General features: G+C 69.0%; 13 protein-coding genes, 1 tRNA gene and 1 pseudogene. 8 read left to right on the top strand and 7 right to left on the bottom strand.

Annotation, left to right across the window (positions count from 1 at the left end):
• Window positions 1-10: 10 nt before the first annotated feature.
• Window positions 11-448, top strand: a complete 438-nt coding sequence (locus tag AC07FJ_RS14115; RefSeq protein WP_479048748.1) for an NUDIX hydrolase — start codon at window positions 11-13, stop codon at window positions 446-448.
• 136 nt (window positions 449-584) lie between these two features.
• On the opposite strand, the gene AC07FJ_RS14110 is transcribed toward AC07FJ_RS14115, so the two are convergent.
• From AC07FJ_RS14110 to AC07FJ_RS14100, 3 genes are read right to left on the bottom strand one after another with little or no spacing between them, the layout of a single operon-like run.
• Complete coding sequence (locus tag AC07FJ_RS14110; RefSeq protein WP_479048746.1) at window positions 585-1,754, bottom strand: helix-turn-helix domain-containing protein; 1,170 nt, start codon at window positions 1,752-1,754, stop codon at window positions 585-587.
• Window positions 1,741-2,190 (bottom strand): hypothetical protein, encoded by a 450-nt coding sequence (locus AC07FJ_RS14105; protein WP_479048743.1) that lies wholly within the window; start codon window positions 2,188-2,190, stop codon window positions 1,741-1,743. The genes AC07FJ_RS14110 and AC07FJ_RS14105 overlap by 14 nt, the downstream gene beginning before the upstream one ends.
• A 55-nt stretch (window positions 2,191-2,245) precedes the next feature.
• The gene (locus tag AC07FJ_RS14100) at window positions 2,246-2,536 is read right to left on the bottom strand and encodes a hypothetical protein (RefSeq protein WP_479048741.1); all 291 of its coding nucleotides are present in this window, start codon (window positions 2,534-2,536) and stop codon (window positions 2,246-2,248) included.
• Window positions 2,537-2,712: 176 nt separating this feature from the next.
• On the opposite strand from AC07FJ_RS14100, the pseudogene AC07FJ_RS14095 reads away from it, so the two are divergent.
• Window positions 2,713-3,309 (top strand): annotated as a pseudogene (locus AC07FJ_RS14095) (tyrosine-type recombinase/integrase); the annotation flags it as partial.
• Window positions 3,310-3,534: 225 nt separating this feature from the next.
• Here the strand turns inward: AC07FJ_RS14095 and AC07FJ_RS14090 are convergent.
• Window positions 3,535-3,608: transfer RNA gene (locus AC07FJ_RS14090), tRNA-Gly, on the bottom strand.
• Window positions 3,609-4,090: 482 nt separating this feature from the next.
• Between AC07FJ_RS14090 and dcd the strand changes: the two genes are divergently transcribed.
• Both dcd and AC07FJ_RS14080 read left to right on the top strand, forming a co-directional pair.
• The gene (dcd, locus tag AC07FJ_RS14085) at window positions 4,091-4,666 is read left to right on the top strand and encodes a dCTP deaminase (RefSeq protein ID WP_126888692.1); all 576 of its coding nucleotides are present in this window, start codon (window positions 4,091-4,093) and stop codon (window positions 4,664-4,666) included.
• 2 nt (window positions 4,667-4,668) lie between these two features.
• The gene (locus AC07FJ_RS14080; protein ID WP_361426215.1) at window positions 4,669-5,166 is read left to right on the top strand and encodes a phosphoribosyltransferase; all 498 of its coding nucleotides are present in this window, start codon (window positions 4,669-4,671) and stop codon (window positions 5,164-5,166) included.
• Between the two features lie 66 nt (window positions 5,167-5,232).
• On the opposite strand, the gene AC07FJ_RS14075 is transcribed toward AC07FJ_RS14080, so the two are convergent.
• The 3 genes from AC07FJ_RS14075 to AC07FJ_RS14065 all read right to left on the bottom strand — a co-directional run bounded on the left by AC07FJ_RS14075 (window position 5,233) and on the right by AC07FJ_RS14065 (window position 9,208).
• On the bottom strand, window positions 5,233-6,111 hold the full coding sequence (locus AC07FJ_RS14075; protein ID WP_468286755.1) for a Yip1 family protein: 879 nt from the start codon (window positions 6,109-6,111) through the stop codon (window positions 5,233-5,235).
• A 206-nt stretch (window positions 6,112-6,317) separates the two neighbouring features.
• Window positions 6,318-8,579, bottom strand: a complete 2,262-nt coding sequence (locus tag AC07FJ_RS14070; protein WP_479048739.1) for a (Fe-S)-binding protein — start codon at window positions 8,577-8,579, stop codon at window positions 6,318-6,320.
• An 83-nt stretch (window positions 8,580-8,662) separates the two neighbouring features.
• The gene (locus AC07FJ_RS14065) at window positions 8,663-9,208 is read right to left on the bottom strand and encodes a sugar transferase (protein WP_361426206.1); all 546 of its coding nucleotides are present in this window, start codon (window positions 9,206-9,208) and stop codon (window positions 8,663-8,665) included.
• Window positions 9,209-9,459: 251 nt separating this feature from the next.
• Here AC07FJ_RS14065 and dnaK point away from each other — a divergent pair, with 251 nt between their 5' ends.
• From dnaK to AC07FJ_RS14045, 4 genes are read left to right on the top strand one after another with little or no spacing between them, the layout of a single operon-like run.
• Window positions 9,460-11,307 (top strand): molecular chaperone DnaK, encoded by a 1,848-nt coding sequence (dnaK, locus tag AC07FJ_RS14060; RefSeq protein ID WP_361426203.1) that lies wholly within the window; start codon window positions 9,460-9,462, stop codon window positions 11,305-11,307.
• Window positions 11,304-12,041: a nucleotide exchange factor GrpE gene (gene grpE / locus AC07FJ_RS14055; RefSeq protein WP_479048737.1), complete on the top strand. Its 738-nt coding sequence runs from the start codon at window positions 11,304-11,306 to the stop codon at window positions 12,039-12,041. The genes dnaK and grpE overlap by 4 nt, the downstream gene beginning before the upstream one ends.
• 30 nt (window positions 12,042-12,071) lie before the next feature.
• A complete protein-coding gene (dnaJ, locus tag AC07FJ_RS14050) occupies window positions 12,072-13,253 on the top strand; it encodes a molecular chaperone DnaJ (protein ID WP_479048735.1) in 1,182 nt (393 codons plus the stop codon).
• Between the two features lies 1 nt (window position 13,254).
• Entirely contained in the window at window positions 13,255-13,707 is a 453-nt protein-coding gene (locus AC07FJ_RS14045) for a heat shock protein transcriptional repressor HspR (RefSeq protein ID WP_361426194.1), read from the top strand.
• Window positions 13,708-13,759 lie beyond the last annotated feature (52 nt).

Raw genomic sequence — 13,759 nt, 5'->3', positions numbered from 1 at the left:
ACGAACCGAAATGATCGAACGAGTCCGTGCCGTCCTCGTCACCGCCGACGACACGATGCTGGTCATCCGCCGCACCAGGCCCGGCATCCCCGAGTACTGGGTCCTGCCCGGCGGCGGCGTCGAACCCGGCGACGCCTCCCGGGAGGCCGCCCTCCACCGGGAGATCCACGAGGAGATCGCGGGGAAGGCCGACATCATCCGCCTCCTCCACACGATGGAGACCGACGACGAGCGCCAGCTCTTCTACATCGCCCGCATCGCGACGTGGTCCTTCGAGGACCGCACCGGTCCCGAGTTCAGCGCCGAGGGCCGCGGCGAATACGCGCTGGAGGAGATCCCGCTGACCCTGGAGGGGCTCGACGGCATCGACCTCAAGCCCGAGGCGATCGCCCACGTCCTGCGGGGGGCCATCACCGCCGGAAGCCTCGGAGTCGAGGCACAGCTCTGAGCCTTAGTACACGTCAACACGCCATGGGGGCCGGGTCTGAGACGAACCGGCCCCGATGTCGTCCCTACGTGCCGGAAGCTGTGGCGTAGTAGCGGAAAGCGGAACGTGCCCGCGGCTCCCGGGGCGAGCGGCACTGCTACTGGACCAGTCGGAGCACCGGCCTCTGCTCCTGCACGCCCAGTAGGTCCTGCACCCTCTTGTTCGTCCACGCCAACTCGTGAGCCAGCTGGGAAACCGACAGCCCCGCTTCCTTGGCGGCTAGCTCGAAGGCTTGGCCGAGCATGGAAGGCTGTTCACCAGGGAAGTTCGAGACGGATTCCGCAGTGAAGCCCGGCTGACCGTCGAGAGCACGTAGGCGCTGGTACGTCCTGCTGGCCGTGGCGTCGGAGATCAATCCCAGCTCGCGGCAGCGGTAGACGAGCGAATGGAGGGAGACTCCCCAGACTCCCCTGAGCTCGGCCAGGCGTGCAAAATCCATTCGCCGCGGGAGGAACGGAAGGATGCTGTCCTGGGGGGTCAGGAACTCGGCTGCGAAGGCGTCAGCCTCCTTCTCCTGGCGGCTGTCACCCGTTGCATCACCGTGGAGCACGAGGTGGCCCAGCTCATGGGCAGCCGTGAACCGATGCCGGTAAATGTCGTCGGCCCGGTTGGCAGTTAGGACGACGAGCGGCCGTGCTGCCCGGGTGGAAAAGGCATCCACACTCGCAGCGGAGGGATCGCTGGGAGGCGGCATGACCACGACGATCCCGTGGGACTCCATCCGCCTGACCAGATGTGTGACAGGGCCGTCCCCGAGACCCCAGCGCCTGCGGAGCTCGCGGGCGGCGGAAACGGGGTCGGTGGACAGTTCCTCGCCGGGATGGACCTCCCCGCCGGCGAAGCCGGGCAGATCGACGAGTGGCAACTGAATCCGCTGTTCCAGCGCGTAGGTAAGCTCCCAGACCTGCTCCGCGAAGGCGAGCGCCCGCTCTCGCTGGGACTTCGGCGTGCTGCGCAGGCTCCGGAAATGGGCCATGGAAGCGTCGAGCCGATTGGCTGGCCTTCCCAGCAGGAAGAACGTGACCGGAACCCCGAGGATCTCCGCGAGCCGGGGGATCAAGTCAGGTCGTGGCCTGGACACCCCGGTCTCGTACTGCCCCACGGCGGCAGGAGTCACCCCGAGCTGGGAGGCCACGTCCTTCTTCGTCATCTCCGCCAGCCGACGCGCTTGGGTCAGCCGGGCGGGATCGAAGCCGTCGGAGATAGCACGTGGCGTGGTGCCTCGTTCTTCCGTACCGGGGATGAGTTCTTGCTTAATGGGTCGCATCGTCTTCGCTGGTCTGGTCCTCGACGGGTTCTGCCTCGGTCTGCACGGGGACGTGCAGAGCCTGGTCCGAGGCTGTACGAGAGGACAGCGTAAGGGTGGGTTCGATTCCGTCGGCGAAGCTGGTGTGCGCCGTGACCTGGTTCGGAATGCTGATCGGTCGCAGCGTGTACGAGGTGACCTCCTGAGGCAGGTGGAGCGGCTCGGGATCGGTGGCCCACTCCAGCTGCCGGTTCATTCCGAGCGCCGCGATGCCCCAGTACGCCTCGAGGAGCTCGGAGGCGTTGCAGGCGAAGGGCACCAGGACCAGCTGGGTGCCCTGCGGGACCGTCGCCAGAGCGCCGCGCGGTTCGGCGATCGGGACGGTCGGCCCGAAGTCGAGGTCGAATGGATCCTGGATGTGCTTCGGCGCCGGCGCGAACCTGAAGAGCTCCTGCACCAGACGGGACTGGCTGGGGATGCGCGCGCTACGTACGTCTGCCTTGGTCTTCGAGTTACCGGAAGGGGTAGATCAGCCCGTTGCCGATGAGCATGAGCTCGTAAGAGAACTGGAACGGCTTGACCGCCCGGGCGCCAGGCACCTTCTTGAGCTCGTCCTGAAGCCGCTCGTACTGGTTCTCGTACCGGCTGGTCCCGTAGACGCGGGTGGTGCGGGATGAGGCTTGTTCCTGTGCGGCCTGTGCGTTGGCCTGCATGTTGCGCAGGCCCTGCCCGACACGACGGCGTACATCTGCTGCGTGCTCGCCGAACACATCGGTCGTCCACGACGACGAAGGCATACTCATGCGGACGACTCCTCGGGTCGGACTACGCATCGAAGCACTCCAGTGCCGTGCTGACTTTAGTTGATGTCGGAGATTTTGCACAACTGCTTTGGTGTTCGGCGTGGCTGGTGCTCGCTGAGGCCCGTCGCCCTGCACTGTGCCGGTGACTCCAAGGGCCATCTGTTCCCCTCAGGAAACGTAGAACTTCCCTGGCCGAACTACGGCGCGGGGACATCGACCTCGACGCTGGCTCCAGCCGCGTACGTCGTGCCGCACCGGAGCTGAACACCTGCCGCTGCGTCATCGGCGACCCCAAGTCCCGTGCCGGCAAGCGCGAGATCGTACTGCCTGCCTTCCTCCACGAGGACGTCCGCCGCCACCTGGAATGGTTCGCCCAGCCTGGACCGGACGGGCTCGTGTTCGTGGGCGAGAAGGGCGCCGCGCTGCGCGGGACGACCTTCGGCCGGAAGTGGCGCAGGGCTCGTGACAAGGTCGGCCTCCCGGAGGACTTCCGGTTCTACGACCTGCGGCACACAGGCAACACGCTCGCCGCTGACGCCGGCGCCAAGCTGAAGGACCTCATGGTGCGCGCCGGTCAGTCCTCGGAGCAGGCCCAGCTGATCTACCAACACTCCACCCGCAGCCACCAGCGCAAGCTCGCCGCCACCATCGACATCGACGTCCGCCGCCAGCAGGCCCGGGCGGCGACTCAAGGCAAGGGCAGTGCCACCATCCACCCGCTCGTCCCGCGCCCCGCCGCCCCAGCCGGACAGCGTGCCGCCCGGCGCCGCTGACGTACTGCGGATTCGCGCACGCACACAGCCTGCCGGGCGCCGTGACCCAGGCCACTTGAGACGATCTAGTGATGTGAGAGGACGCTGCGTCAGGCCCGGGTTGAGCGTCCCTGCGGCGGGCGTTTTGGCTGGCGAGGCGGCGTCTTATGGCACGCGAATGGCACGCCGGCCAATATTGGACTAGACAACAAGCAAGGCCCAGGTCGCTGACCTGGGCCTTCAGTCTGGAGCGGGTGACGGGAATCGAACCCGCGCTCTGAGCTTGGGAAGCTCATGTTCTACCATTAAACTACACCCGCGTAACACGGACCGGAGGACCGGTCTCGCATCGTCGCTCACTGTACCTCATCGAAGGCCCCCGGTGTATTACGCCGCGGGGTCTTCGTGCTGCGTGGCGCGGTGGATCGGTGTGCGGGCGGGCCGAGTTGGGGCGTACGGTGGGGGTGCGGAGTGCCGCCTGGAGTGGTGTCCTGTTGATCCCCTAATGTGGCTTTCTCGTCCACGCATTGGTTGGGGAAGGGACTTGATGGACTCCATGGAGCGCACCGTCGTCCGCTGTGCCGAGGGGCACGTGTTCAGCACCGCTTCGTTCCCGATGCAGCAGCTCGGTGCCGGGCGGATCGGGCCCGGGCGGCTCATCCGGTGTCCGCGGTGTGCGCGGTTGCGGCATGCCGTGCCGGTGGTGCTCGAGCGGCGCTAGGGAGCGAGTGAGCAGGTGACGGGTGGCGCGCGGGGTCCGTCCGATTGGGGCGGGCCCGCGCGCTCTGCGTATCCTCGGGGAGTGCTTCTCTCAGACAAGGACATCCGGGCCGAGATCGACGCCGGGCGGGTCCGCATCGACCCGTACGACGACTCCATGGTGCAGCCCTCGAGCATCGACGTGCGGCTGGACCGCTACTTCCGGGTGTTCGAGAACCACCGCTACCCGCACATCGACCCCGCGGTCGAGCAGGCGGATCTGACGCGGCTGGTCGAGCCCGAGGGGGACGAGGCGTTCATCCTCCACCCCGGCGAGTTCGTGCTGGCGTCGACGTACGAGGTGATCAGCCTGCCCGACGACATCGCGTCGCGGCTGGAGGGGAAGTCGAGCCTCGGGCGGCTGGGTCTGGTGACGCACTCGACCGCCGGGTTCATCGACCCCGGGTTCTCGGGGCACGTCACCCTTGAGCTGTCCAACCTCGCCACCCTGCCGATCAAGCTGTGGCCGGGCATGAAGATCGGGCAGCTGTGCATGTTCCGGCTGAGCTCGCCGGCGGAGTTCCCGTACGGCAGCGAGCGCTACGGATCGCGCTACCAGGGGCAGCGGGGGCCGACCGCCTCGCGGTCCTTCCAGAACTTCCATCGGACGCAGGTGTGAGCATGAGTGACGTACGGGAGAACCTGACCTACGAGAAGTTCGGGACCGCGATCCGCGAGCTCGCGCAGACCATCGCCGACGACGGGTACGAGCCCGACATCGTGCTCTCCATCGCCCGTGGCGGGGTCTTCGTCGCCGGCGGCCTGGCGTACGCCCTGGACTGCAAGAACATCCACCTGGTCAACGTGGAGTTTTATACCGGTGTGGGTACAACGCTTGAAATGCCCGTTATGCTCGCCCCGGTCCCCAACGCCATCGACTTCAGCGACAAGAAGGTGCTCATCGCCGACGACGTCGCCGACACCGGCAAGACCCTGAAGCTGGTGCACGACTTCTGCCTCGGCACGGTCGCCGAGGTCCGCAGTGCCGTGATCTACGAGAAGTCGCACTCCCTCGTGAAGTGCGAATACGTCTGGAAGCGCACGGACGACTGGATCAACTTCCCCTGGAGCGTGGAGAAGCCGGTCGTACGCCGGTCCGGCCAGGTCCTCGACGCCTGACGCCCGACATCGAAAAGGCCCCCGCCGCGGCGGGGGCCTTTCGCGTACGTACGTCAGAGCGTTACGTCAGAACGTGCCCAGCTTCAGCAGCGACAGCAGCGCCACCAGCTGGATCGCCGACGCGCCCAGCGCCTTCGGCCACGGCAGGTCGTGCGACGTGCGGACCATCGAGGTGAACAGCGCGCCCGCCGCCAGCCAGGACAGCCAGCCGATGACCTGGACCAGGGCGTTCTCGCCGCCCAGGAACATCGCGAACAGCAGCCGGGGCGCGTCCGTCATCGACATGATCAGCATGGAGAGGCCGATCGTCGGCTGCCAGGCCCCGTCGCCGCCCAGCTGGCGCGCCAGGGTGTGCGTCACGGCGCCCAGGATCAGGCCGCCGATGACGAAGATGACGCCGGTCACCAGGACGGACGGGATCGCCGTCGACAGCGTCGCGTTGATCGCCTCCTCGCGCGCCTGGTCGAAGCCGAAGAGCGCCAGCAGGCCGTAGACGAACGTGACGATGAGGGCCGGGGCCCAGACGGCGTGGTCGCGCATCTGCAGGAACGTCGGTCCCGGGCGCATCACGATGCCGCTGAGCAGCTGCTTCCACGGCAGGCGCGGGCCCGCGGGCGCGGCGGCGGGGGCCGCTCCCGCCTGGTACGTGGCGCCGTCGCCGTAGTCGCCGTACTGCGCGTACTCGGCGTCGTGGATGCTGAAGGCGCGCGTGTGGCCCGGTTGGTTGGCCGCGTACGGGTCGTGCGGCGCCTGGCCCGGCCCTGTGGGGACCTGCTGCTGCGCGTAGGGGTCGCCGAAGTACTCCGGCTCCCCGTACGGCTGCGGCGCCTGCTGCTGCCCGTACGGGGGCGGCGGCGCACTGCCGTACGGCGCCTGCTGCGGCGCCTGCGGGTGTTGTTGCGGGGTGCGGTTGTCCCGGCCGCGTCCGATCCTGAATCCAGCCACGTCACCGAACGTACCCGGTCCCGTCGGCTCCGGCGTCCGGGGTGGGTGCGAAAGGCGCCTTTGCTGCGGAGCTGTGACATCCCCTAAGGGGTCCCTGGAGGGTCCCTGGAGGGGTTCCCGGGGGCCTTCAGGGGCCCTTCGGGGACCCGGAGACGCGAACGGCCGGGCCCGCCCGAAGGCGGTCCCGGCCGTTCCCCACGTACTTCTTACTTCACCGGCTCCGGCTCGGGGTCGGCGGCCGGCTCCTCCGTGTCCTCCACGGGCTTCTTGACGGAGTCCAGCAGCAGCTGGGCCACGTCCACCACCTGGAGGGACTCCTTGGCCTTGCCGTCGTTCTTCTTGCCGTTCACGGAGTCCGTGAGCATCACGAGGCAGAAGGGGCAGGCGGTGGAGACGATGTCCGGGTTGAGGGACAGCGCCTCGTCGACGCGCTCGGTGTTGATGCGCTTGCCGATCCGCTCTTCCATCCACATCCGCGCGCCGCCGGCGCCGCAGCAGAAGCCCCGCTCCTTGTGGCGGTGCATCTCCTGCTGGCGCAGGCCCGGGACGGCCGACATGATCTCGCGCGGCGGCGTGTAGACCTTGTTGTGGCGGCCCAGGTAGCACGGGTCGTGGTAGGTGATCAGACCGTCGACCGGCGTCACCGGGAGCAGCTTGCCCTCGTCGATGAGGTGCTGGAGCAGCTGCGTGTGGTGGATGACCTCGAACTCGCCACCCAGCTGCGGGTACTCGTTCGCGATCGTGTTGAAGCAGTGCGGGCAGGTCGCGACGATCTTCTTCGAAGCCTTGGGCTTCTTCGTCGACTCGTCCTCGTCGTCCTCGCCGAACGCCATGTTCAGCATCGCGACGTTCTCCTGGCCGAGCTGCTGGAACAGCGGCTCGTTGCCCAGGCGGCGGGCGGAGTCACCGGTGCACTTCTCGTCGCCGCCCATGATCGCGAACTTCACGCCCGCGATGTGCAGCAGCTCCGCGAAGGCCTTGGTGGTCTTCTTGGCGCGGTCCTCCAGGGCGCCGGCGCAGCCGACCCAGTAGAGGTAGTCGACCTCGGAGAGGTCCTCGACGTCCTTGCCGACGATCGGGACCTCGAAGTCGACCTCCTTGGTCCACTCGACGCGCTGCTTCTTGGCGAGCCCCCAGGGGTTGCCCTTCTTCTCCAGGTTCTTGAGCATCGTGCCGGCCTCGCTCGGGAAGGCGGACTCGATCATCACCTGGTAGCGGCGCATGTCGACGATGTGGTCGACGTGCTCGATGTCGACCGGGCACTGCTCCACGCACGCGCCGCAGGTGGTGCAGGACCACAGCACGTCCGGGTCGATGACGCCGTTCTCCTCCAGCGTGCCGATCAGCGGGCGCTCGGCCTCGGCGAGGGCGGACGCCGGGACGTCCTTGAGCTGCTCCGCGGACGCCTTCTCCTCGCCGTCCATCGTCTTGCCGCCGCCGGCCAGCAGGTACGGCGCCTTGGCGTGCGCGTGGTCGCGCAGCGACATGATCAGCAGCTTCGGCGAGAGGGGCTTGCCCGTGTTCCAGGCGGGGCACTGCGACTGGCAGCGGCCGCACTCGGTGCAGGTGGAGAAGTCGAGGAGGCCCTTCCAGGAGAAGTGCTCGACCTGGGAGACGCCGTAGACGTCGTCGTCGCCCGGGTCCTCGAAGTCGATCGCCTTGCCGCCGGACGTCATCGGCTGGAGCGCGCCGAGGGCGGTGGAGCCGTCGGCCTCGCGCTTGAACCAGATGTTGGGGAAGGCGAGGAAGCGGTGCCAGGCCACACCCATGTTGGTGTTGAGCGAGACCGTGATCATCCAGATCATGGTCGTGCTCAGCTTGATCATGGCGAAGAGGTAGACCAGGTTCTGCAGCGCGCCGACGCTCAGCCCCTTCAGGGCCAGGACCAGGGGGTACGAGGCGAAGTACGCGGGCTCGTAGTGGTCCACGTGGTGCAGGGCACCCTCCAGGCCGCGCAGCACGTAGATGGCGAGGCCGATGGTGAGGATGACGTACTCGACGAAGTACGCCTGGCCCATCTTCGAGCCGGCGAACCGGGACTTGCGGCCGGGGCGCGACGGCAGGTTCAGCAGCCGGATGACGATCAGCGCGGCGATGCCGAGGGTGGTCATCGCGCCGATGAACTCGATGTAGAGCTCGTACGGCAGGAAGCCGCCGATCACCGGCAGCGTCCAGTCGGCCTGGAAGAGCTGGCCGTACGCCGTGACGATCGTCGGCGGCAGGGTGAGGAAGCCGACGGCCACGAACCAGTGGGCGACGCCGACGATGCCCCACCGGTTCATACGGGTGTGGCCGAGGAACTCCCTGACCAGGGTCACGCTGCGCTGGTAGGGGTTGTCGGTCCGGGTGCCGGCCGGGACCGGCTGGCCCAGCTTGAAGTGGCGGACGAACTGGCCGATGGCGCGGGCGAGCAGCGCAACGCCGACCACGGTCAGGGTCAGCGACACAATGATCGCGGCGAGTTGCATGGAGGCTCCTCGGGCCTGCGAGGGTGGGAGAACTTAGGTACTACTAAGCGGTAACTTATTCAGTTCGAGCTGAGCGTACCCACTTATTCCGCCGCACTGTAGCCGCGCACGCGGTGATCTGCGTCGCTCGCCCGCCCCCTGGGCGCGAGGGCCCGCAGCAGCAGCGCCAGGTCCAGTCCGAGCCAGTGGTGCTCGACGTAGTGCTGGTCGAGCAGGAGCGGCTCGTCCCAGGGGAGCGCCGAGCGCTGCCGCCGCCTGAGCTGGGCGAGGCCGGTGAGGCCGGGGCGGACGCTCTGCCGCCAGGCGGCGGCCGCGCCGGGGGCGCCGGGCGGGAGCGGTTCGGGGCCGACGAGGGACAGGTCGCCGCGCAGGACGTGGGGCAGCTGGGACAGCAGGCGCAGGCGGCGGTGGCGCGTGGCCAGATGGCGCAGGGTGAAGGGGCGGCCCGCCAGACCCGTTCGCGTCTCGCGTACGACGAGGCCGCCGACGGGTCTTCGTACGGCGACGGCGAGGGCGGCGGCGGCGAGCAGGGGTGCCGCCAGGGCCAGCAGGGCGGAGCCGAGGGCCAGGTCCAGCAGGCGCTTGGGGCCCGGGTCCGGGAGGCGTGGGGGATGCAGGGGTCGTCGCATGGCGGGCACCCGACCGTTCCAGGAAAGCGCGGCTTGCGCGGCTTTTGTCACCTTCCCTGAACAATCGCATGGTCCGGTATGACCTGGGTAGAGCATGCCGGTATGCGGCGGGTCGGGGTGTCGGTCACGCGCGGTGCTTGCGCATAAGCCCTCGATAAAAGTTGAGCCGCCATGACTCAGGTCTGTTGACTCGGTTCGGCCGGTCATGCATCCTTGAGCCTGTTCCACTCAAGTCAGCTGGAGGAATCGAAATGGCACGTGCGGTCGGCATCGACCTGGGCACGACTAACTCCGTCGTCAGCGTTCTGGAAGGCGGCGAGCCCACCGTCATCACCAACGCCGAGGGCGCCAGGACCACGCCGTCCGTCGTCGCCTTTGCCAAGAACGGCGAGGTGCTCGTCGGCGAGGTGGCCAAGCGTCAGGCGGTCACGAACGTCGACCGGACCATCCGGTCCGTCAAGCGTCACATGGGCACCGACTGGAAGATCGAGCTCGACGGGAAGAACTTCAACCCGCAGCAGATCTCCGCGTTCATCCTGCAGAAGCTGAAGCGGGACGCCGAGGCCTACCTGGGCGAGAAGGTCACGGACGCGGTCATCACCGTCCCGGCGTACTTCAACGACTCCGAGCGCCAGGCCACCAAGGAGGCCGGCGAGATCGCGGGCCTGAACGTCCTGCGCATCGTCAACGAGCCGACGGCCGCGGCCCTCGCGTACGGCCTCGACAAGGACGACCAGACGATCCTCGTCTTCGACCTCGGTGGCGGCACCTTCGACGTCTCGCTGCTGGAGATCGGCGACGGCGTCGTCGAGGTGAAGGCCACCAACGGCGACAACCACCTCGGTGGTGACGACTGGGACCAGCGCGTCGTCGACTACCTGGTCAAGCAGTTCCAGTCCGGCCACGGCGTGGACCTGTCCAAGGACAAGATGGCCCTCCAGCGCCTCCGCGAGGCCGCCGAGAAGGCCAAGATCGAGCTGTCCTCGTCCACCGAGACCTCGATCAACCTGCCTTACATCACGGCGTCCGCCGAGGGCCCGCTGCACCTGGACGAGAAGCTCACGCGCGCCCAGTTCCAGCAGCTCACCGCGGACCTGCTGGAGCGCTGCAAGGTCCCGTTCCACAACGTCATCAAGGACGCCGGCATCGCGCTGTCCGAGATCGACCACGTCGTCCTCGTCGGTGGCTCGACCCGCATGCCGGCCGTCGCCGAGCTCGTCAAGGAGCTGACCGGCGGCAAGGAGGCCAACAAGGGTGTGAACCCGGACGAGGTCGTCGCCATCGGCGCCTCGCTCCAGGCCGGTGTCCTCAAGGGCGAGGTCAAGGACGTCCTGCTGCTCGACGTCACCCCGCTGTCCCTCGGCATCGAGACCAAGGGCGGCATCATGACCAAGCTCATCGAGCGCAACACCACGATCCCGACCAAGCGGTCCGAGATCTTCACCACGGCCGAGGACAACCAGCCGTCGGTGCAGATCCAGGTCTACCAGGGCGAGCGCGAGATCGCGGCGTACAACAAGAAGCTCGGCATGTTCGAGCTGACGGGCCTGCCGCCGGCCCCGCGCGGCGTCCCGCAGATCGAGGTCTCCTTCGACATCGACGCCAACGGCATCATGCACGTGACCGCCAAGGACCTGGGCACGGGCAAGGAGCAGAAGATGACCGTCACCGGCGGCTCCTCGCTGCCGAAGGACGAGGTCGACCGGATGCGCCAGGAGGCCGAGCAGTACGCGGAGGAGGACCACCGCCGCCGTGAGGCCGCCGAGACCCGCAACCAGGGCGAGCAGCTCGTCTACCAGACCGAGAAGTTCCTCAAGGACAACGAGGACAAGGTCCCGGGCGAGGTGAAGACCGAGGTCGAGTCCGCGCTCGAAGAGCTCAAGGAGAAGCTGAAGGGCGAGGACACCGCGGAGATCCGCACCGCCACCGAGAAGGTCGCGGCCGTCTCCCAGAAGCTCGGCCAGGCCATGTACGCCGACGCCCAGGCCGCCGGCGGGGCCGCCGGTGCCGGTGAGGCTCCGGGCGCCGCCCAGGGCGCCGACGACGACGTCGTCGACGCCGAGATCGTCGACGACGAGAAGCCGAAGGGGGCCGCATGACGGAGGAGACCCCGGGCTTCGAGGAGAAGCCCGACGTCCCCTCTGGCGCCGCCACTCCCGACGACGCCGCCGAAGCCGCCGAGACCACGTCCGCCGCGGGCTCCACGAGCCCCGCGGACGAGGGCCCGGCGGCCCCGGCCGGGGACGCACACGCACAGGTCGCCGGCCTGACGGCCCAGCTGGACCAGGCCCGCACCGCGCTCGGCGAGCGCACCGCGGACCTCCAGCGGCTGCAGGCCGAGTACCAGAACTACCGCCGCCGCGTCGAGCGCGACCGGGTCGCGGTCAAGGAGATCGCCGTCGCGAGCCTCCTGACCGAGCTCCTGCCCGTGCTGGACGACATCGGCCGCGCCCGTGAGCACGGCGAGCTGGTGGGCGGCTTCAAGTCGGTGGCCGAATCGCTGGAGACGGTCGCCGCCAAGATGGGCCTGCAGCAGTTCGGCAAGGAGGGCGAGCCCTTCGACCCGACGATCCACGAGGCGCTCATGCACTCGTACGCGCCGGACGTCACCGAGACGACCTGCGTCGCGATCCTGCAGCCCGGGTATCGGATCGGCGAGCGGACCATCCGGCCCGCGCGCGTCGCGGTCGCCGAGCCCCAGCCGGGCGCGGCGCCCAAGGAGGCCGACGCGGCCAAGGACGCCGACAAGGACGCCGCCAAGGGGTCCGGCCCGGAGTCCGCACAGGAGAACAAGTCCGCCGACGAGGAGAGCGGTGGCCCCGAGGAGGGCTGACGCCATGATCGTCCGAGAGGAGGGACGTCGATGAGCACGAAGGACTTCGTCGAGAAGGACTACTACAAGGTTCTCGGCGTCCCCAAGGACGCCACCGAGGCGGAGATCAAGAAGGCGTACCGGAAGCTCGCCCGCGAGTTCCACCCGGACGCCAACAAGGGCGACGCCGCCGCCGAGGCCCGCTTCAAGGAGATCTCCGAGGCGAACGACGTCCTCGGCGACCCGAAGAAGCGCAAGGAGTACGACGAGGCACGCGCCCTCTTCGGCAACGGCGGCTTCCGGGCCGGCCCCGGCGGCGCCGGCACCTTCAACTTCGACCTGGGCGACCTCTTCGGCGGCGCCCAGGGCGGGGGCGGCGGTGCCGGCGGCTTCGGCGGCGGGCTCGGGGACGTCTTCGGCGGGCTGTTCGGCGGCGGCGGCCGGCCCGGCGCCGGCGCGCGGACGCAGCCGCGCCGGGGCCAGGACATCGAGACCGAGGTGACGCTGAGCTTCACCGAGGCGGTGGAGGGGGCCACGGTCCCGCTGCGGATGTCCAGCCAGCAGCCCTGCAAGGCCTGCTCGGGCACCGGCGACAAGAACGGCACCCCGCGTGTCTGCCCCACCTGCGTCGGCACCGGCCAGGTGTCGCGCGGCACGGGCGGCGGCTTCTCGCTCACCGATCCCTGCCGGGACTGCAAGGGCCGCGGCCTGATCGCGGAGAGCCCCTGCGAGGTCTGCCACGGCAGCGGCCGCGCCAAGTCCTCGCGCACCATGCAGGTCCGCATCCCGGCGGGCGTCGCCGACGGGCAGCGGATCCGGCTGCGCGGCAAGGGCGCGCCCGGCGAGCGGGGCGGCCCGGCCGGCGACCTGTACGTGGCGGTGCATGTGGACGCCCACCCGGTCTTCGGCCGCAAGGGCGACAACCTCACCGTCACGGTGCCGGTCTCGTACGACGAGGCGGCGCTCGGCGGCGAGATCAAGGTCCCGACCCTCGGCGGGCCGCCGGTCACGCTGAAGATCCCGGCCGGTACGCCGAACGGCCGTACGATGCGCGCCCGGGGCAAGGGCGCGGTGCGCAAGGACGGTACGCGCGGGGACCTGCTCGTCACCGTCGAGGTGGCGGTGCCCAAGGACCTCAACGACAAGGCGCGCGAGGCCCTGGAGTCGTACCGTCAGGCGATGGCGGGTGAGGATCCGCGAGCTGAGCTGTTCCAGGCCGCGAAGGGGGCTTGAGATGGACGGACGTCGACGCAATCCGTACGAGCTGACCGATGACACCCCGGTCTACGTCATCTCGGTGGCGGCCCAGCTGAGCGGGCTGCACCCGCAGACGCTGCGGCAGTACGACCGGCTCGGGCTGGTCTCGCCGGACCGTACGGCGGGCCGTGGCCGGCGCTACTCCGCCCGCGACATCGAGCTGCTCCGCCAGGTGCAGCAGCTGTCGCAGGACGAGGGCATCAACCTGGCCGGCATCAAGCGGATCATCGAGCTGGAGAACCAGGTCGCCGCGCTCCAGTCCCGGATCGCCGAGCTCAGCGCGGCGGTCGAGGGCGCGGCGGCGGCGATGCGCCAGCGCGAGGCCCAGGTGCACGCCTCCTACCGGCGCGACCTCGTGCCGTACCAGGACGTGCAGCAGGCGAGCGCGCTGGTGGTGTGGCGTCCGGCCGCCAAGCGCGGCGAGCAGTAACAGAGGCGAGCGGTAACAGAGGCGAGCGGCAACAGCCTTTCTCAGGGGCCCC

The sequence above is a fragment of the Streptomyces sp. NPDC045998 genome (assembly GCF_056430285.1).
The sequence above is the reverse complement of the archived record's forward strand: the minus strand, read 5'-3'. Positions and strand labels throughout refer to the sequence as shown.